Origin of the sequence: uncultured Cyclobacterium sp. (genome assembly GCF_963977555.1) — a bacterium.
In the GTDB taxonomy this organism is placed as follows: Bacteria; Bacteroidota; Bacteroidia; order Cytophagales; family Cyclobacteriaceae; genus Cyclobacterium.
The window spans coordinates 171,389-191,141 of sequence record NZ_CAXBPD010000002.1 but is presented as its reverse complement, the minus strand read 5'-3'; the positions used below and the strand labels follow the sequence as shown (position 1 = coordinate 191,141).

General features: G+C 37.0%; 15 protein-coding genes and 1 pseudogene. 6 read left to right on the top strand and 10 right to left on the bottom strand.

What is annotated here, in order from left to right; genetic code table 11:
- Window positions 1-54 precede the first annotated feature (54 nt).
- From serA to AAC073_RS03085, 6 genes are all read left to right on the top strand, one after another.
- Entirely contained in the window at window positions 55-1,947 is a 1,893-nt protein-coding gene (gene serA, locus AAC073_RS03110) for a phosphoglycerate dehydrogenase (RefSeq protein WP_339922373.1), read from the top strand.
- A gap of 748 nt (window positions 1,948-2,695) precedes the next feature.
- A complete protein-coding gene (locus AAC073_RS03105; protein WP_339922372.1) occupies window positions 2,696-3,619 on the top strand; it encodes a universal stress protein in 924 nt (307 codons plus the stop codon).
- A gap of 82 nt (window positions 3,620-3,701) precedes the next feature.
- Window positions 3,702-4,667 carry a DUF4412 domain-containing protein gene (locus tag AAC073_RS03100; RefSeq protein ID WP_339922371.1) on the top strand — a complete coding sequence of 322 codons (966 nt, stop codon included), beginning with the start codon at window positions 3,702-3,704 and terminating at the stop codon, window positions 4,665-4,667.
- A 25-nt stretch (window positions 4,668-4,692) separates the two neighbouring features.
- A complete protein-coding gene (locus tag AAC073_RS03095) occupies window positions 4,693-5,196 on the top strand; it encodes a dihydrofolate reductase (protein WP_339922370.1) in 504 nt (167 codons plus the stop codon).
- Between the two features lie 102 nt (window positions 5,197-5,298).
- Window positions 5,299-6,558: a competence/damage-inducible protein A gene (locus AAC073_RS03090; RefSeq protein WP_339922369.1), complete on the top strand. Its 1,260-nt coding sequence runs from the start codon at window positions 5,299-5,301 to the stop codon at window positions 6,556-6,558.
- A gap of 81 nt (window positions 6,559-6,639) precedes the next feature.
- Entirely contained in the window at window positions 6,640-7,905 is a 1,266-nt protein-coding gene (locus tag AAC073_RS03085; RefSeq protein ID WP_339922368.1) for a dihydrolipoamide acetyltransferase family protein, read from the top strand.
- Here the strand turns inward: AAC073_RS03085 and AAC073_RS03080 are convergent.
- The 10 genes and pseudogenes from AAC073_RS03080 to AAC073_RS03035 form a co-directional block, all read right to left on the bottom strand.
- The gene (locus tag AAC073_RS03080; protein ID WP_339922367.1) at window positions 7,898-10,801 is read right to left on the bottom strand and encodes an ATP-binding protein; all 2,904 of its coding nucleotides are present in this window, start codon (window positions 10,799-10,801) and stop codon (window positions 7,898-7,900) included. The genes AAC073_RS03085 and AAC073_RS03080 overlap by 8 nt on opposite strands.
- On the bottom strand, window positions 10,791-11,801 hold the full coding sequence (locus tag AAC073_RS03075; RefSeq protein WP_339922366.1) for a cysteine protease: 1,011 nt from the start codon (window positions 11,799-11,801) through the stop codon (window positions 10,791-10,793). Before AAC073_RS03075 ends, AAC073_RS03080 begins: the two co-directional genes overlap by 11 nt.
- Before the next feature lie 26 nt (window positions 11,802-11,827).
- Window positions 11,828-12,067 carry a hypothetical protein gene (locus AAC073_RS03070; protein ID WP_339922365.1) on the bottom strand — a complete coding sequence of 80 codons (240 nt, stop codon included), beginning with the start codon at window positions 12,065-12,067 and terminating at the stop codon, window positions 11,828-11,830.
- Window positions 12,064-12,480: an OsmC family protein gene (locus tag AAC073_RS03065; RefSeq protein WP_339922364.1), complete on the bottom strand. Its 417-nt coding sequence runs from the start codon at window positions 12,478-12,480 to the stop codon at window positions 12,064-12,066. The genes AAC073_RS03070 and AAC073_RS03065 overlap by 4 nt, the downstream gene beginning before the upstream one ends.
- A 774-nt stretch (window positions 12,481-13,254) precedes the next feature.
- Window positions 13,255-15,123 (bottom strand): tetratricopeptide repeat-containing sensor histidine kinase, encoded by a 1,869-nt coding sequence (locus tag AAC073_RS03060; RefSeq protein ID WP_339922363.1) that lies wholly within the window; start codon window positions 15,121-15,123, stop codon window positions 13,255-13,257.
- Between the two features lie 94 nt (window positions 15,124-15,217).
- A pseudogene (locus AAC073_RS03055) lies at window positions 15,218-15,406 on the bottom strand (FAD-dependent oxidoreductase); the annotation flags it as partial.
- A gap of 223 nt (window positions 15,407-15,629) precedes the next feature.
- Window positions 15,630-16,931: an aminotransferase class V-fold PLP-dependent enzyme gene (locus AAC073_RS03050; protein WP_339922362.1), complete on the bottom strand. Its 1,302-nt coding sequence runs from the start codon at window positions 16,929-16,931 to the stop codon at window positions 15,630-15,632.
- Between the two features lie 366 nt (window positions 16,932-17,297).
- Window positions 17,298-17,720 (bottom strand): NUDIX domain-containing protein, encoded by a 423-nt coding sequence (locus tag AAC073_RS03045; RefSeq protein ID WP_339922361.1) that lies wholly within the window; start codon window positions 17,718-17,720, stop codon window positions 17,298-17,300.
- A gap of 2 nt (window positions 17,721-17,722) precedes the next feature.
- Entirely contained in the window at window positions 17,723-18,676 is a 954-nt protein-coding gene (locus AAC073_RS03040) for a nitrilase family protein (protein ID WP_339922360.1), read from the bottom strand.
- Between the two features lie 35 nt (window positions 18,677-18,711).
- A complete protein-coding gene (locus AAC073_RS03035; RefSeq protein ID WP_339922359.1) occupies window positions 18,712-19,674 on the bottom strand; it encodes a glycosyl hydrolase family 18 protein in 963 nt (320 codons plus the stop codon).
- Window positions 19,675-19,753: the final 79 nt, after the last annotated feature.

Here is a 19,753-nt window from a genome sequence, read left to right as displayed (position 1 = left end):
CTTCAAATTCCCCAATAATCTATTAATTTTGCAACTCATAAAAATTGCTTTAGAATGACTGCCACCAAAAAGTTTATTATTGATTTTGACAGCACTTTTACCAAGGTTGAAGCTTTGGATATTTTAGGTGAAATTAGTTTAAAGGATGACCCTTTAAAAGTTGAAAAGCTACAATCAATAAAGGACATAACTGACCAGGGAATGGAAGGTAAAATCACTTTTAGGGAGAGCCTTGTTCAACGGGTAGAAATTTTGAATGCCAATAAGGATCAAATTTCAGAATTGATTACTGCTTTGATGAAGAAAGTGTCGGATTCTTTCCAGAGGAACAAAGAGTTTTTGCTAGAAAACAGGAATGACATTTATATTATTTCTAATGGTTTCAAAGATTTTGTAGCACCTATAGTAACAAGTTTTGGAATCAAGCCTGAAAATGTTTTTGCCAATGAGTTCGTTTACGATGAATCCGGCAAAATCACTGGCTTTAACAAAGAAAACCCACTTTCACAAAACAATGGGAAGCCTGATACCATAAAGAAATTAAACCTAAGCGGTGACATTTATGTCATTGGTGATGGATATACTGATTATGAGATCAAGGCCTCAGGAGTAGCCAATAAATTTTACGCTTTTACAGAAAATATCCACCGCCCTGCGGTATCGTCTAAGGCGGATCACATTGCACCAAGTCTGGATGAAATTTTATATGTGAATAAGATGAACAAAAAGTTTTCCTATCCAAAAAGCCGTATCAATGTACTATTATTGGAAAATGTACATCCTATTGGCGTTGAATTAATGAAAGCTGAGGGCTACAATGTAGAAGTGATTAGTTCAGCACTCTCTGAAGAAGAATTGGCAGAAAAAATAAAAAAAGTATCTGTACTTGGCATCCGATCTAAAACTCAGGTTACCAAAAAAGTTTTAGAAAATGCCAACAGATTAATTTCCATAGGGGCTTTTTGCATCGGCACCAATCAAATCGATTTGGAAACATGCCAGGAGAAAGGAATCGCTGTTTTTAATGCTCCATTCAGCAATACCCGATCAGTTGTAGAACTTGCCATTGCTGAAATAATCTTTTTAATGCGTGGAATGGTTGATAAAACCACCAGTATGCATGATAGTAAATGGGATAAAAGTGCCAATGGTAGCTTTGAAATCAGGGGTAAAAAATTAGGTATAATAGGTTATGGTAATATTGGCTCTCAATTGTCAGTTTTGGCTGAGAACATGGGCCTGAATGTTTATTACTATGATGTAATAGAGCGACTTGCTTTAGGCAATGCCACCAAAATTGATTCATTAGATGAATTACTTGAAACTTGTGATGTCATCTCTCTTCATGTTGATGGAAGGAAAGAAAATGAGTTATTGATTGATAAGGAAAAGATTGCCTTAATGAAGAAAGGGGCTTATTTGATCAATTTAAGTAGAGGACATGTAGTGGATGTGCCTGCACTTCGGGACGCTTTGACATCAGGGCACCTGGCTGGTGCTGGTGTAGATGTATTTCCTAAGGAGCCAAAAAACAATACAGAGCCATTTGAATCAGAACTGAGGGGACTTCCCAATACTATCCTTACTCCTCATATTGGCGGAAGCACTTTAGAAGCACAACAAAATATTGCCCAATTTGTGCCGGGTAAGATCATTGAATACATCAATACTGGTAACACCTATAATAGTGTCAACTTCCCTAATATCCAATTGCCCTTCCTGCATGATGCGCACAGGTTGATCCATATCCACCTAAATGAGCCAGGAATAATGGCAAGAATCAATAAAATATTGGCTGATTATGACATCAATATTGTGGGACAATACCTTAAAACAAACGAGAAAATTGGTTATGTCATCACTGATATAGACAAAGCCTACAGCAGCAAAGTGATAGACGAACTGAAAGCCATTCACGGGACGATCAGGTTTAGAGTATTGTACTAGGAAACAAAAAAAGGGGACTGACTAGCAGTCCCCTTAAAATATGGTCCGAATCATGGAGTGTTACAAACCTCCGGTAAAACAAGATTTGAGCTGCACCTTTCTCGCAACCTTCCACTGTTATCCTGCATCAATAAAGCTACGAGGTCTTCCAAATGAAAGATGAGGCCTGGTTTTGAAAATGTGCTTCACTCGGTATATTAATTAAATTGTGAAGTTTGAACATGTCGCTGACCCGAACCACAATGTAAATATACAATCAATATGAGGAAACCTCAAACCTCATCTTACTGTATTTGAATTTTGAAACCCAAAATCCCTTTATCACCTCAGCTCCTATAGCCATTCTATTTCATGATGGAATTACGTCAAAATCAGCGATTTCAATGCTAAATTCTTACTCTGCACTAGTATACTCCTTTATTCTCTAAATGGCTTGTTACCTTGGGATTACAACATTTTCTTAAAAAAAGAAAAAGTAAGCATTTGAAAAAAATAAATTGAAAATAGGATGGTCTATCTTTCCAAAAAGAGAAAGCAAAAAATTGTATTAAGAAATTATTTTGCTAATTTAAAAATTGTAGGCAATTAAAGTTAGACGTCAAAAATAGAAAAAATAGAAATAGGCGGTAGGACGCTATTCCATGACAGAATCACTTCCAGACAAGGACTGGAAAAAGCTATCACGAATCCTATTACATATTCAGGTTAAACAGCTTTTATCGGATAGAATCTATAATTATTTTACATAATGTATCAAATCAAAAAAATAATTGTTTGCCTTGATCAATCAGAGATGGACAAAACGCTCGTGAAATTTGCCACCTTTATAGCGAAGAGCAACCAGTCCAAAAAAATTTACTTTACAAATATCATTAGAAACTTAAGTATTCCTAAAGATGTTTTGGCTGAGTTCCCAAACCTTATCGATAATATGGTAGAGGAACGAAAAAGTCAGATGAAACAGGTTGTAAAAGAAAACCTAGATCCAGATTTGAATATAAGTACAACCTTTGTAGTAAGGGAAGGGCAACTTTCAAAAAAAATACTCAAACTGGCCAGTGAAAAATCCGCTGATTTAATTCTTGTCGGGAAGAAAACAACCATCAATGGGTCAGGCGTTATTACTCAGCGGTTGGCAAGAAGAGCCTCCTGCTCTCTTTTAATTGTCCCAGAAAACAGTCTCCCAAAAATTAAAAAAATACTTGTCCCTAGTGATTTTTCAGACTATTCCAAAGACGCAATGGAGGAAGCCATTGAAATAACAGAAAAATACGACGGGAAATCAGAAATTATTTGCCAAAATGTTTTCTCTGTTCCTTCTGGTTATCATTTCACAGGAAAATCTTATGATGAGTTTAGTGATATCATGCTGATGCATGCGAAGGTTAACTACAAAAAATTCATCCGAAAGATAGATACTAAAGGGCATGAAATCACCCCACTATACACTAGAGATGAAGATGATGATCCAGTCATAGACATCATCAACAAGGCGCAAGAAATAAAAGCAAATATAATTATTATAGGAGCCAAAGGAAGAACAGCCGCCACCGCACTGTTCATAGGTAGCTTAGCAGAAAGGCTCATTCAAACTAACAATAAGGTTCCTCTTTTAGTCACAAGACCGAAGGGTAAAAATGCTGGTATAATTGAATACATACTTGATATTTAGGTTTTTACATACACAAAAATATTGTTTAGGACTTTTTATGAATATTTCATAACTTTAAATGTTCTCTAAAATTAAGTATGAAATGAAAGTTAAATCATTATTTTTATTGGTAATTGCGCTGTCCTTTTTAAGTCTTGATGCCGAATGTCAGTTATTGAGAAAATTAAAAAGGGCTGCATCCGAGGGTGTCTCACAAGGTGTATCTAGAGCTGTAGAAAAGACAGTTGCTAAACAAATGGAGAAAGCCACGGAAAGGCAGCTTGAAAAGGCTTTCGAAAACCTCTACGGAGATTATGATAGTGGTAACATTGATGGAGATAGCACAAACCAACAAGGCAAGTCTTATGACATCTCTAAAATCATGGGTTCCATAAACATGAATGTGGATACGGAAAGTGAATACAACTTTTCTGGCGTGGCAGTGATGGAGATCAAGAGTACTAGTAAAAAGGGAAAAGAAGAAGACCCAGTGTTATTCAATTCCTTTTTATCTGAGAATCCCGATTATTTTGGAATGGAATTCATTGATCCAGATAGAAAGGATGCAAATGAAAAGTCCATTATTATCATGGACCATAAAAATAAAGCCACCGTCATGTTGATGGAGAATGAGGAGGAAAAATCAAGCATGGCATTTGGGATGGATTGGAGTGGAATGCTTGATACTTATGCTGACACTGCAGCCCACCAACCCTACGAAAGTATGACATTTGAAAAAACCGGCAACAAAAAAGACATTCATGGATACAGTTGCGAAGAATTTCGAATGGCGTCTGAAGATGGTGAAGGGACGTATTGGATAAGCGAAGAGTCCGTTGAAGGCCTGGAAGGCTTTTGGAGTAAAAACAGTCCATTCGTAACTAAGAAAATGAAAGAGCAAAACAGTACTTTTTTTGGTAATTTCCCTGAAGGAAATATTATGGAAATGACTTTTAAAAGCAAAGAGGACGAAAGTTCCTCAGAGATGAAAATAATAAAAATCGACAATTCACAAAGCACAAGCTATAAATTAGCTGACTATCCTAACCCGATGAAAGCAGCTAACTAATAAACCATAAACACCTGTACCAAAATTGATTACATCTATCATTGTTGCCAAGGCGACCAATAATGCTATAGGTCTAAACGGCGATTTGCCTTGGCGACTTCCTGCGGACCTTAGACATTTTAAAAGCACTACAGCAGGTCACCATGTGATCATGGGTAGAAAAACATTTGAATCTTTGAATAAACCTTTGCCTGGCAGGGTTCATATTGTAATTACAAGTAATTTAAATTATACCGTTCCCGATGGTCATCTAGTAGTCCATAGCTTAGAAGAAGCGCTTGCTATAGGAATGAAAAAAAAATTGGAGAAAATTTTTATTTTGGGTGGGGCAGAAATTTATAAATTAGCTTTGCCCTACAGCCAAGAAATGATCATTACCGAAATAGATGCAATGCCAGATGCTGACACCTTCTTCCCTATATTTGACACTAAGAACTGGGAGATTACGGATACTAGCAGTCATAATAAAGACGAGAATAACCGATTTGACTATGCTTTTGTGACCTACAAAAGAAAAACCACTCCCTAGAGTGATATTTTTATCATTTCAATTATAATTTTTACTCCTTATTCAAGATTGCTACTAGGAAACTTTTAATTTTGAATTTCCGAAAGATTAAAACTTTGTCACATGAATAAACCTGTTACAGCTGAAATCATATCCATAGGCGATGAATTACTTTATGGCCAAATCCTTGATACCAATAGTAAATGGTTGAGTGAAGAGATGGACAAGATTGGGGTGAGAGTGGTAAGGAAAACCACTATTGGTGACGACTCGGAAGCAATGATTGAAGCTTTTAAATCAGCCTCAAAAAAAGCAGACATTATCCTAATGACTGGAGGGCTAGGACCTACTAAGGATGACTTGACGAAAAATGTACTAGTAGATTTTTTCAATTCATCAATGAAGCTATTTCCTAATGCACTTGAAGATGTACGCAAGTTCTTTGAAAGCCGAGGTAGAGAATTATCCCCCACTAATCGAAGTCAGGCTTACTTACCTTCCAATTGTACCTATATTCAAAATGCTGTAGGCACAGCACCTGGAATGTGGTTTGAGGAAAATGGATCAGTTTGGATGTCAATGCCAGGGGTACCTCACGAAATGAAGTACCTTATGGAAAATGCCGTGATTCCAAAAATTAAAGAGAAATACAAATTACCTGTTATCTATCACAAGCTTGTAAAGACCATAGGAATTGGTGAAAGTTGGTTGTCAGATATCATCTCAGATTGGGAAGATCAACTGCCTCCCCATATACGCTTGGCCTATTTGCCATCATTGGGAGAAGTGAAGCTGAGGTTAACTGGTTTTGGAGTGTCACTTCCTCCTATTGTCAAGGAAGTAGATGAACAAATAGCAAAATTGGAACCTTTAATCGCTAAATACATTTATGGTTATAATACAGATACAATTGCATCCGCATTGGGTCAGGAGTTGAATCAAAGAAATGAAAACATTGCCATAGCGGAGAGCTGTACAGGAGGATATTTGTCCCACGTTATTACTAGTATCCCGGGAGCAAGTAATTATTTCAATGGATCAATTACACCCTATCACAACACCTTTAAAGAGCACTTGCTTGGTGTAAGTCCTGAAACACTTGCTTTAAAAGGAGCCGTGAGTGAGGAAACAGTTATTGAAATGAGCAAACAAGTGAGGCTTAAATTCAATTCCACCTATGGCCTGGCAACAAGTGGAGTAGCAGGTCCTGGAGGAGGAAGTGATGAAAAGCCTGTGGGAATGGTGTGGATCGCTTGTCATGATGGTGAAAAATGCTGGACGCGTATGTTGCAGCTCACAAAAGATCGGCTAATCAATATTCAATTGACAAGTACCGCTTCTTTAAACCTATTGAGAGAGACAATCTTATACAATAGAAAATAAAATTTAGGGATTTTCCTTTTGTAAACCAGCTACTAAATTTTAGTTTTATAGCTAGGGAGTTTAAAAAAATAAGCAAAAGCTATGGCAACAGTGGAAATGGTGATGCCCAAAATGGGAGAGAGCATTATGGAAGGCACTATTCTTTCATGGCTAAAGAAAGAAGGAGACCAAATAGACCAAGATGAATCTGTACTTGAAGTAGCTACTGATAAAGTAGACACTGAAGTGCCTGCCACACACTCTGGCGTTTTAAAAACGATCCTAGCCAAGGAAGGAGAAATAATAGAAGTTGGTAAGCCTATCGCCATTATAGAGGTAAAACTCGAAAACATGGAGGAGTCTAAGGCAACTGATTTACCGAACAAGCCCTCTCCAGGAAATGGAAAAGAGCTTTTTCAGGACGTCCCCGAATTTACTTCTATAATCCTAGGAAAAGAATCCAATACAGAACCAGTAGGCATTGAGGAAAAACGATTTTATTCCCCGTTGGTTCAAAGTATTGCCAATCAAGAGAATGTAAATTCTTCAGAATTAGCAGAAATAGCTGGAAGTGCAAAAGGTGGAAGGGTTACTAAAAAAGATATTTTAGCGTATATTTCAAAAAGGAAAGCACCTTTGGTGTCTTCTCCTAGTGATCAGAATGATGAAATCCTGGAGATGGACAGGATGAGGAAAATGATCGCTCAAAGGATGCTGGATTCGAAAAACATTTCAGCGCATGTCACCTCATTCATGGAGGCCGATCTAACCAATATCGTGTTTTATAGGAACCGAATCAAAGATGATTTTCAAGCCAAAGAAGGCGAAAAAATCACCTTTACCCCGTTTTTTATTCAAGCGATTGCTAAGGCCCTGAAAGACTATCCAATGATGAATATTTCTGTTGAAGGAGATAAAATCATTAAAAAGAAAAACATCAACATCGGCGTTGCTGTAGCCTTGGCAAATGGGAACCTGATTGTTCCTGTAATCAAAAATGCAGATCGATTGACCCTGGCTGAGTTATCCAAAAAAATCAATGAACTTGCACTGAGAGCAAGAGAAAACCGATTGAATGCAGAAGAGCTGAAGGGGGGTACTTATACCCTATCAAACATAGGGTCATTTGGAAATATTATGGGGACTCCTATCATAGTACAACCTCAAGTGGCCATTATGGCAGTAGGAGCAATTACTAAAAAACCTGCTGTGATAGAATCACCAACTGGGGATATGATAGGGATACGTCACAAAATGATTTTGTCCCATTCCTATGACCACAGGGTGGTAGATGGAGCATTAGGAGGAATGTTTGTGAAAAAAGTTGCAGACTATCTCGAGTCCTTTGATACAGAAACGATTATTTAACTGCCTTTTCTTTTAACAAGATACATTTCTTTATTCTCTCTACGATCTGTTGAATTCTTACGGGTTTGGTCAGGTAATCATTCATTCCGATGTTCATCGCCAGTTTGATATCTTCCTTGAACACACTCGCTGACAAACCAATGATCATCATTTTCTTACCATTTGGCATGGTTCTGATTACTTTTGTGGCATCCATTCCATTCATTCTAGGCATTTGATTGTCCATAAAAACCAGGTCAAATTTCTTTTTTTCCACCGCTTTTATTGCTTCAACTCCATTTAAAGCGACGTCAGGAGTATAGCCCATTTGCGATAAAAGCATAACCATGAATTTCAGATTTATGTCATTGTCCTCGACAAGCAAAATTTCAAGGGGATGATTATCAGCCAAATTTTCAATGGCTAGATTTTCAGCTGCATGTGAAGTGCTTTTTGAAATGGTTAACTCCTCTTCACTGGCTAGAGAAATAAGCGCAAAGGTAAAGGTAGATCCTTGATCAATTTCACTTTCAATGTGGAGCACACCTCCCATTAACTCAATTAGCTTATTGGCGATGGCAAGACCTAAACCTGTGCCTTTATAATCACCATTTGAAGCCTCACTTGCCTGCGTAAAAGGTTTTATCAATTGAGGGATCTTATCCTGGGAGATGCCTACTCCATTGTCCTTTACTGTACATGTCAGTATTAGGTTTTGGGTAAAAATAAATTCACCACTAATAGCGATATCAATACGGCCACCTTTTTTAGAAAACTTGACGGCATTCCCAATGATATTGAAAAAGATCTGAGCCAGTTTATCTTTATCTAGAATAATGGTCCTGGGAACACTTTTTTTTATTTCTAAATTAATTTTTAAAGATTTCTGGATTGCCATCCCTGAAAAGACATTGACAATTTTCTCCATTTCAGAAGCAAAGTTCATCGCTACAGGATCCAATTCCATTTTACCCGCATCAATTTTTGAGTAATCAAGAATATCATTAACTATGTTTAAAAGTGATTCACCAGAATCTCCAATGATAGAAAGTAGTTCATGTTGCTTTGTTGACAATGGTGTCTTGAACAGCAGCCCTGTTATTCCCAATAGACCATTTAACGGGGTTCTGATCTCATGGCTCATATTGGCCAAAAAGCTGGATTTTTCTCTATTTGCCAATTCAGCTGCTTCTTTGGCTTCACTAAGTCCTCTTTCCCAAAGCCTTTGACCTGTAATGTCCCGCCCTACAGAAATTACCCGGTCTTCATCCAATTTAAAAAACCTCACCTCAAAATATCTTCTACCAATATCAAGAAGTAAATCAAGTTCCTCGGTTTGCATTTTGCCCGTCAAAATGACTTTATTAAATGCGCGCATGGCCTTTTCACCTGCCTGACCAGATAACACCTCATCTATTTTCTTGCCCATGGATTCTTCAGGAGAAGCAAATAACAACTCTTCATGTTGAACATAATAGTCAAGGTATATTCCTTCGTTATTGTATATGAAAATTATATCCGGCAAACAATTTAACACTGACCGAAGCCTGTTTTCACTTTTAACCAATTCCTGGTCCGCTTTGTATTTATCATTGATATCAGTAAAAATCCCTACTGAACCTTCAAAAGTTAAATCTTCTTTGTAGATTAATTTCTCGAAAATCCTCGCCCTAATGGATTCCCCATTTTTCTTTTCAGAGTTAAATTCATACGCGTAAACCTCTTTTTTCTGCTCAATGCAATCCCCTCTTGTCTCAGAAAAATCTTCGCTGCCTCCAATTATAAAATTACTTAGGTTTTGCTTTACCAATTCATTGGGTTGGAAGCCCAACACCTCTTTCACATTTTCACTAACCTTATAAATTGTATCCTCTGCATTTTGGTAGTAGATAAATCCTTTAGACTGTTGAAGCAGTATGGTTTGTTGTTTTAAAAGTTGGTTAAGATGCCTGGATTTCTCCTCAAGAAACCGATTGTTCTCACTTGTGATTTTAAAGTATTTATAGATAAAAAGGATTACTAAAGCCAACAAGGCAAATAAAACTAAAAACAAGTGAAAGTAATTTTCGAAGATAGCTGAATCAATGGTGGTCTTTTCCTGAGCAAAAGCAAAGGCATAGTTTTCATTCAAATGCACCAATTTAAATGGGTACTGTACGAGAAGAAATTCTTTTGCTTTAGCATCAATAGTACCGGAAATAAAACCAGAATAATCGCCTCTTATACCTCCATCAATTTCATCAATGATTTTAGTCTTAAAAGACTCGTCTAGAAAAAATACCTGGCCTTCTTCATTGATCTTGAAAAAACCATTGTCCATATAGACCAATTTATATGTATTTGATCCCAGGTAATAGTTATCTAAAAGCCTATTGAAATACTTATTGAGATTTAGTTTGATAATAATTTCAACATCTCCTTTATCTGATACCACTTTGAAACTTTCATTTGTATGCTTAGGCTCGATCAGACTCGTTTTCGATGAATTGACATTCAGCTGATCCAATTCATTAACACTATACAGTTTTTCGAAATCTCCCTTTCTTACAATGAGAGTATCGATCAAATCCATGTAATTGTTCAGCAATTTTCTAGCCCTTAGTTCATCTAATTCCCTAGCGGTACCAATCGTTGTCTTTTTCTGTGCATTGACTTCCTGACTGTTGGCAAAAAAGATTAAATCCTCATTTAGATTGTTTAGGTAACCTTGCGCTTCATTTGCTGCAAATTCGAGTTGTTTGTTTAGAAAAAAATTTCGATTGTTTATCTGGTTATTGGAAATGGATTTATAAAAAAATAGGGCCAAGGTCAGGGTGATTAAAATCGCGCCACACCCAAGTCCTATCAGCCACCAAAGCCTCTTTGGCTTAGCTGGCACTTGTACATCATCGTCTTGATTATAATTTCTATTCGTCATGAATATCTAATAAGTACCAGCCCAAAACATCCATTTTCCTACTGTAAGCTTCGAATACTTTACCTTGCATTTCAAAGCTTTGATAACTCACTTTCTCCAATAAAAATTTAGAGGCCATTCTACGAATCTCTTTGCTTTTACTTTTATACAGATTAAAGTCTTCCTTTCGGAAGCTTTCCGAGTTAACCGTTTGAATATAAGCATGATTCTTAAGTGGGGGCATATTTAGCGCTTTAATGACCTCTTCCCCTCCTGCTACAATGCTACCTTGGCCATCTATAATGATTAATTTCTTATCTGAATTGTTTAAGAATTTACGCATCAGATCCAATATTGTTATATCAAAACCTAAAACACCTTTTAGCTCATCCTCAAAATACACAGGTTGAATCAATGAAAGCATCCAACCCTTTCCTAGAGGATCAACATAAACCTCTTCTACCCAAACTGATTTCCTTGTTGGATTCCTGAGTGCATCCCCAAGGTAAAAGAAATTAAATGACGTAAGGTCAATAGCAGGATCAATCGTATTCAAATCATTGGAAGGATATAGCCTGGTGAATCTATTAGTTGAATTAAAGTAAACCTGACTCACCAAATGGCGATTTTCAATAATACTTTTAAATACACTATCCATCTGTTCTGTCAAATACACCTCCTTGATGGATAAATCTTTATTTTCTGAGGAGAGAGAGACAAAAACAGTACTTACCTCTCTTTCTGGATTTGGGTTGTAGATAAAACCATTCTGAAGTGTTACATATTTATTTGAATTTAAATTTTGTACTGGTAATGATTTATTATACTCCTGTTCATATAAAAAAGTTGAAAAGGCTGCTAATTTCGTAATATCATCTTCTAAAGGAGATAATTCAGCTTCAACAATTCGAATTATAGAATCTAATAATAATAAATGATTATCAATCGGCGCATTAACATCCGATTGACAAGAAGAAGATAACAAAAATATCAAAATCAATACAAAAAATAAATATTTCATCTTTAAATAATTAAATTAAGACAAATTTAGAAATTTTTTGTAGCAATTTGAAGTGATTGATGCATTTCATCAAACCTTTTTTTCACTTCTTGGTAAAAATCCCCCTCCGTTAAGGTATCTAAATCTTTTTCTTCAAGGACATCCATCGCTGGAACCTTATAAGTTTGTTCTAAATTACCAGCCTCGAATTTTAGTATATACTTATTGTTCCACTCAAATAAGCTGATTCTGATTCCTTCTTTACTGCTCTCTCTAACTACCCTCATAAAGCCTTTTTTATTTCCGTGGAATAAGTAATGTCTGATTTCAGACTTGAGGCAACTGAACAATACTTTTCTACCGCCAGCTTAATAACTTTTTCAAACTCCAATTCTGTCGCATCAGGGGAGGTTAGAATAAAATGCAAGTGAATTGACTTATAGAATGCAGGTGTTCCTTCATTTCTTAATCCCTCAGCCTTTATTTCAAAATTCTCAACAAGCTTTCTTTTCTTTTTCATCATCAGGACCGCATCAACAGCCGAACATCCAGCTAATCCAGATAGCAATAACTCCATTGGGCTTTGATTTTTCTTGTCTTCCCCATTGTACATGTCCATTTGAACTTTATTCCCTTCAGGATTAACGGTTTCGTACTCCCTGTCAGCAATCATCCTAAGTGTTATCTCTTTCTTATTCATTGTATTTGATTTGGTGATTAATAATTACTTCAATATTAAAACCCGAAATTTGAATTAAACATTCTATCCTGCCATGAAATCATTTTACAACTAATTTTCATTCCCTAAAAGGGGACTATAACAAAGTTTTCAATGAACCGATTAATTTGGATTGAAAAACTAAATACAGATTTTGGAGATCCAATTGCAGCATTCGGGGCAAAGCAACAAAAGTAAGTAACGATAAACTTATAATAAAGGATTACAACTCCAAGATTAAAAAAATAGCTCCTTATGGAAACAAATGAAATCAGAATTAATAAATATTAACGTATTCGAAACAAATTTAACTTAAAATACACTTCTATAAAGCTACGCAATACCCTTTTTGAAAACCGTCAAACTTTCGGAATTAGAACTGCACCAATTTTCATGGTTAAAAGAAACTTGAGCTTAAAAAACGTAATGCCAATAGAGGTAACTAATACCATTTTTTCTCTACCCGACCCCAATGCCTATTGTTTCTGGGTGAATCAGTGGGTGTGGAAAGACCTGCAGTGGATACCCCCCGTATGGTAATTACTCAAATCAACAATCAAATGCCCAGAACCATGGGTAATGTGCAAATCCAATTGCTCCTTTTTTAAAGCATGACGAAGGCGTTGTCACTACTTGCTCGCATGTTCATTGCCTAATAACCTATTACGGACTTGCTTACCTTTCTGGGAAAAACCGGTACCGAAGGGCGCATGAAGTAAAGAAGATCAGATTAGAGTTGGGCATGAATCAATTCCACTATCGCTTAAAGTACAAAATGAAGTGTGTACCAAGTCCAGGCTCACTTTCCATCTGTAACTTCCCTCCATTTAGGTCAAGAAATTGCTTCACCAGCAGAATACCTAAACCAGTTCCTTTCTCATTGGATGTACCTATCATAGATGGAATTCTTGCGTAATCCCCACTATTGATCAAGTCATGGTAATTTTCATCAACTCCGACGCCTGAGTCCTCAATATGACAAATTACAAAGGCATTCTTTACTTCATAGTACACTTTAATAGTGCCATATTCGGGGGTGAACTTTATTGCATTTCCTAATAAATTTTGAAGGATAATCTTTAATTGAACCCGATCGATTTCTATCTGTATGCTTTGATTTTCTTGGTGCTCCGTATTTAAAAATTTTGTTTTAGCCTGAAAACTGTACCCCAACAAAACCTCAGTAACCACCTCTGAAAGCACCACTGTAGATGGATTTGATTTTAAACCATCCAACTGACTGTTTGCCCATTCTAGTAGATCATTTAGCATTGTCTCGGTATTTTGAATCTGGATTGTCAGGTGGTCATAGGCTTCGTTTTCATCTTCCTTGGTAAAATAACCTTTACCTCTCATTTCTAAAAGTTGCTTTATTGAGGTAATGGGAGACCTCAGATCATGGGAGACAACACTAAGAAGCTTGGTCTTAACGGCATTTATTTCGATTAAATTTTTGTTTTGTTGGTCAATGAGGTTTTTGTTTTTTTGAATCGCCCTGTTTTTCTTCTTCAGAGAATTATTAAACTTCTCCTTTAGCTTTATGCTTTTGCGGTAAAAATAAATGGTAAACCCAAGAAAAAATATTAGAAGGGTAAGAAAGATGAAGAGTCTGTTGTTCTGCCTTAAAGTAGTCTGGTCCTTTTCACTCTCGGCTCTTAATTTTTCATTTTCTACTTGAGATATTTTCAACTGAAGCCTTGCAATTTGCCTGCTTTTTTCTTCATTATAAAGACTGTCCCTATAGGATTGGCTTAACTCCAAAAAATAATACGCTTTCTGGAATAACCCTTCTTCTTTGTAAATAACACTTAGAAGTTCTGTGATTTTTTGTAAATCCCAATTTGCTCCATGAATCTTAGCCGTATTAAATGCTTCCTTCCCGAGTGCCAATGCTTCCTTAGTATGCCCAGTTTCAAACTTCAATTGAGCCAAGCCAGTGAGGGCAAATGTTTTTTCCCAATTCGTAAGGGAGAGGCTATCTTGTAAAACAACATTGTACTTGACCAGGGCATTCTCATACTCCCCCATCTCATGATAAACCTTGGCCATTCTATTATTGACCATTAAATTCAAACCTTGTTTCGGGTAATTTGTCAAAAAATCCAGCGCTGTATTTAGTTGCCTCATTGATTCATCAAGGTCTTTTTGTTCATTATAAAGAATCCCCAAATTAAAATGATTTTTTGCTAGTTTTACACTGTCGTTATTTGTGGCATTTATCCGTATACACTCCTCAAATAAATCCTTCGCCACATCAAACTCTCTTTCCACCATCAAAACGAGTGCTCTCCCATTCATCGCATATACTTTCTCAGGAATGGAATTAACCCTAATTGCGTATTCATAAGCCTCCAAAAAATTTCTAAGCGCGAGTTCGTAATCACCTGAAATATAGTAAACAGTACCTTCCTGATTATTTATACGAGCCATTAATTTGGGATCATCAAGATCCTTAGCCAACTCCTTTGCCATTTTTACATGGGCGATTGCAATCTCCTTTTGATCATATTGAGCGGACATCGATTCATGCAGTAAGGAGTCAATGTCTTTTAAATCAGCCCCAAATAGCCCCTGAAATGGCAAAATTACAATAGCAAAAAAAAATACAATATTTAAATAGGGCATTACTTTACAATTACGGAGTGAACTTTTCACAAAAACTGATTCAAATATTAAAAAGCATAATCTTTTAAAGATAAACAAATCACTAAAACAACCATCAAAATAAATCCTTAATCACCTGCTTTCCAGCATAAAATCCACACATCCCATGCATTCCACCACCAGGTGAGGTAGATGAAGAGCAGATATAAATACCTTTTGCAGAAGCCCTGTAGGGAGACACCCTCATCGCCGGGCGGGTAAAGATCTGAGTAATGTCCTGAACACCAGCATTAATATCCCCACCCCATACTTATACCTACCAAGCTGGCATTTATACAATTTAGAAAATTGATCACCGGCTATTTTTTGCAAATTTCTAGGACTTACATCAAACAATATTGCTTTCGATTGGGGTAATTCATTGAGATCATTGACCACAATAGCCGCCGCCAAGCCGTTTGGGCCTGAACCAACGACTATTGCGTCATAATTTTTTTCCACCATTTAATTAAATTATTTCTACAACTTTATTTCGTTGCCAATTCACCTAGTGCCTTAACTAACCTGTCCAATTCAGATGGCTTAGTATAAACATGAGGAGAAACGCGGACAACATCTATGTTTTCATAACTGATAGGTGAAGTATGAATTTTATAGGTTTTTAAAAGAGTACTTTCTAACACCCTTGGCGTCATCCCGTCTATGGATACACCGGCTATCACACAACTAAAAGAATCTTTTAATGAAGTGTGAATGTTTACCCCTGGGATTTCCTTGGCCTTCTCTGCCCAATAGTTTTTCAAATACCTCGCTCGCTCTTCTTTGCGCTTTCTCCCTATTCCATTGTGAAAGTTTATCGCTTCACCAATCCCCTGTTCTATTGGAAAACTTCTGGTACCTAACGTCTCAAATTTCCTGATGTCTCCTCTGGTCGGATCCTGGTCACAGAATAAAGGCCAAACTTTAGAAATATGCTCTTTTTTCACCCACATCATACCTGTCCCTATAGGTGCGGAGAGGTACTTATGAAGGCTAGTACCAAAGTAATCTGCCTCCAAGTCTGGAATGTCAAAATCCAGCAAACCAAAAGAATGTGCTCCGTCCACTACTACTTCTATCCCTCTTTCATGCGCCATCTGACAGATTTTCTTGACCGGCATGATTTGTCCTACCCAGTTGATCACATGAGTAACATGAATTATTTTGGTTTTTGGAGAAATCGCTTGCCGGTACATGTCCACAATAAAATCTTCATCTTCTATTGGAAAATCGAAAGACAATTGATTGTACACGATCCCCTCTCTCAAGGCACGCTGTTTCCAGGCATTCATCATGTTAGGGTAATCCTGAATACTTCCGATGACTTCATCTCCCTTATTCAGATCCAAACCATGGATAACGGTATTAAGGGCTTCTGTTGCATTTCTGTTGATTGCTATTTCCTCAGGGTCACAGCCCCCCAATTGCGCAAGTTTCTCTCTTAAAGGCTCCCTTCCTTGGTCCAAAATCCGCCACATATAATAGGATGGTGCCAAATTGGACATTTTACTGTACCGGTCTACCGCATCAAGAACCAGTTGGGGACTTGGGGAAACGCCTCCATTGTTAAGGTTTAATATAGGTGAAGAACTTGCTGGATAAGCCTGTTGAATAAACGACCAATAATCCTCATTACTTGCAATTTCCGCAGCACTTAGATCTTTATAAATAATGGCTTTATCTTCAAAGTCTTTCGCATGAAGTTCGTTAAACAAGCTTCCTGATGAAAATGCGCCGGCTAGTACAATTGATTTTTTAAAAAAATTTCTTCTGTTGGGACTATTTCTCATGTTTTTCTTTTAAATACCGGAAGAATCATCTTCCGGGGCATACTGAATAAAGTTAATAGGCTTCTGGGCGGTTCAGAAGTGCAAAATACTATAATTAATCCAAAAATGCAGGGATTTATAAATACCAGACTTATCCTATATTAGGTAATAAATTGACCCATAGTTTCGCCTTCCATTTACTGAAACAAGGTGTAATCCAAATAAAATCAAGGCATTAGGACATTTAAAAAGTTGGAAGATTGTAGTAGGTAATAATCAATTCTTGGTTATGAAGTGGTTTCAGCTAAAAAATTAAAGCTGCTAATAGGATTCTCTATTTTTTGGGGATTTCATTAAACATGAAATATCCATCATTTAGTAAGTAGATCAATGGTTTAACGGTTCTTTTTGATACAGTTCAGCAAAGGCGATCACATTTGGGTAAACGCACTTTTCTGCAAATACTTCATCAGGTGAAAAAAATCGAATTTCTTTACATTCGTTTGTAGAAACAAAATCAAAACTCTCTAAACGGGTTTCATACATCGCATTGGCGATGAATACATTATTGTGGTTTTTCACTGTGAAAAAATAGGCTGGTTGAGTGGAAATGTGGTTGGTTTTCAATTCCATTTCCTCCCAAATTTCTCTCTTAAGCCCGTCCAAAGGAAACTCCCCAAAATCCAACCCTCCTCCTGGTAACTCCCAAAAACCATTGTCTTCCCTAACCAGTAAAAACCGATTTTCTTCATCACGAATTAATGCTTTAACGCTCAGTCTATAAAAACATTCCGGAACTTGCTTTTCCATATTTATTGATCTTCTTTGCCTAGCCAGGCCACCTTCTGGGTGGCATTATGTTCCTGTCCTATAATATCCTTATAAAGAGCTGGTCTTCTGGCATTCCTATAGCGATAACCCCCAGCCAGTTTAAGTTTCTCTCTTGACAAATCTGCAATAACCACATCGTTATCGAGTTTCCTACATTCAGCAATGATATCTCCGAAAGGATCTAGGATCATTGAACAGCCATTCTTCAGCTGGTCATCGTCCATACCGATCGGGTTGGAGAAAACCACATAAATACCATTGTCATAAGCGCGGGCAGGAAGCCATTTCATAAGCCATTGCCTTCCTTTCATCCCATCAAATTCTAACCTCAATGAAGTTGGGTCTTTCTTTCTATTGTGCCATAGCTCAGGGGCTACAAATCCAGCACCAGGCCTAGTAGAAGGGGTACACATGGTAACATGAGGCATGAAAATTATTTCGGCTCCCAAAAGACATGTCGCCCTTACATTCTCTACAACATTATTGTCATAACATATCAATATACCACATTTCCAACCATTATAGTCAAAAACACAATAGCTTGAGCCTGGTTTAATATTTGGATTTATAAATGGATGCAGTTTATGAAAATTGGCCTGAAGGCCATTTTGATCTACACATACATAGGATTTGAGAATTTGCCCATCTTTATCTTTCTCAAACAGGCCTGCCAGTATGGTGATATTGTTTTTTTTAGCTATTTTAATGAGCTGTTGAATGCTAGGTCCATCAGGAACAAATTCAGCCAGCTCCAACATTTGTTCCTTATTTAGGTTACGTGCAAAAGAATAACCTGTAATTGAGCATTCATGAAAAGCAACAATATCGGCGCCTTCTTGTGCTGCCTTTTTACTTAATTCATCTATCAAGTTAAGGTTGTAAACCTTGTCCCCACTTTTATTTTCAAATTGGGCTGAGGCTATTTTTAAATCCATTAAATTGTTATTTTAGTTTTTGGTCTTATTGTGTTTCACAAGGTGTCATTAATCACTTTTAATAAGGAATTAGGCCCCTCCGAATCAGCAGATATGTGCCAGACCATTACCCCTGCTAATTTAGAATCCAAGGCTAATTTTGTTTTCCTGCGGATTAGGTCTGGAGAATTGTAATAAAAAATTCCGCCCTCACTGGAGACTATGCTATCCTGTTTATAGGCATTTGGATAAGCCTCAATTATATGTTTATACTTTAAACTTGTGGGTACTCCAGGCCCAAAACCATAACCGTATAGAGGTAGTCCAAGTAATAATTTTGATGTAGGAATGCCTCTTACTTCATGGAAGTACTGGATGTCGTTTTGAGCCATCCCATAAGGAGCATGTTGTCCGATATAATCTAGGTCCCATGGCCCTGTTTCGTCATAGGACATAATATTAATAAAGTCATACAGCTCCATGGTTTCCTTAGAGATTTTGTTTCCATTCCAACTTGCGAGTGCGGCAGTCATCAACTTACCTGATGCCTTCAAAGCTTGATGAAGCTCCTCGACAAATGGGGCATAATCATTATTTATCAGTGCATTTTCTAAGTCTACATCTACCCCATCAAATTCAAAGCTATCCACCAAATCCACTATTCCCCTGACCCATTGGCTCCTATATTCAACTTTCATGAGCTTTGCCAGGTATTCAGGAGGTTCACCACCACCTATGGAAATGAAAGCCCTAACACCATTCAAGTGTGCTTTTTCTACCAAATATTCATATCCACTTTTATTTAAGAAATTGCCATTTGAATCTGGCTGTACAAATGCAAGATTTATGTCTGTATAAGAATCCCAAAGCACTTTGTCTACTTCCTCTTTTATGTTCTCATCCACATAGAGATAACCCAACACTCTGAAATTCTGCATTTCCTTTTGGATTGCAAGGCTACCATCTGGTATGGAACAGGCAAAACTGAGATAGCATGCTAAATAGATCCTTAGCTTCATAAATAAAATTCTATTAAAAGGCTTCTTTAAATTCAAATCCTATGCAATTGCTCTGCTACAAGGATGGAGATCTACTCAT

What these genes read in the sequence shown, in the direction of transcription:
- AAC073_RS03100 (WP_339922371.1), top strand. Translation starts at nt 3,702, where the DNA reads ATGAAAGTTAAATCATTATTTTTATTGGTAATTGCGCTGTCCTTTTTA.
- AAC073_RS03045 (WP_339922361.1), bottom strand. Translation starts at nt 17,720, where the DNA reads ATGGAAAAGCAAGTTCCGGAATGTTTTTATAGACTGAGCGTTAAAGCA.
- AAC073_RS03080 (WP_339922367.1), bottom strand. Translation starts at nt 10,801, where the DNA reads ATGACGAATAGAAATTATAATCAAGACGATGATGTACAAGTGCCAGCT.
- AAC073_RS03050 (WP_339922362.1), bottom strand. Translation starts at nt 16,931, where the DNA reads ATGAGAAATAGTCCCAACAGAAGAAATTTTTTTAAAAAATCAATTGTA.
- AAC073_RS03040 (WP_339922360.1), bottom strand. Translation starts at nt 18,676, where the DNA reads ATGGATTTAAAAATAGCCTCAGCCCAATTTGAAAATAAAAGTGGGGAC.
- AAC073_RS03090 (WP_339922369.1), top strand. Translation starts at nt 5,299, where the DNA reads ATGAATAAACCTGTTACAGCTGAAATCATATCCATAGGCGATGAATTA.
- AAC073_RS03085 (WP_339922368.1), top strand. Translation starts at nt 6,640, where the DNA reads ATGGCAACAGTGGAAATGGTGATGCCCAAAATGGGAGAGAGCATTATG.
- AAC073_RS03070 (WP_339922365.1), bottom strand. Translation starts at nt 12,067, where the DNA reads ATGAGGGTAGTTAGAGAGAGCAGTAAAGAAGGAATCAGAATCAGCTTA.
- AAC073_RS03060 (WP_339922363.1), bottom strand. Translation starts at nt 15,123, where the DNA reads ATGCCCTATTTAAATATTGTATTTTTTTTTGCTATTGTAATTTTGCCA.
- serA (WP_339922373.1), top strand. Translation starts at nt 55, where the DNA reads ATGACTGCCACCAAAAAGTTTATTATTGATTTTGACAGCACTTTTACC.
- AAC073_RS03065 (WP_339922364.1), bottom strand. Translation starts at nt 12,480, where the DNA reads ATGAATAAGAAAGAGATAACACTTAGGATGATTGCTGACAGGGAGTAC.
- AAC073_RS03105 (WP_339922372.1), top strand. Translation starts at nt 2,696, where the DNA reads ATGTATCAAATCAAAAAAATAATTGTTTGCCTTGATCAATCAGAGATG.
- AAC073_RS03035 (WP_339922359.1), bottom strand. Translation starts at nt 19,674, where the DNA reads ATGAAGCTAAGGATCTATTTAGCATGCTATCTCAGTTTTGCCTGTTCC.
- AAC073_RS03075 (WP_339922366.1), bottom strand. Translation starts at nt 11,801, where the DNA reads ATGAAATATTTATTTTTTGTATTGATTTTGATATTTTTGTTATCTTCT.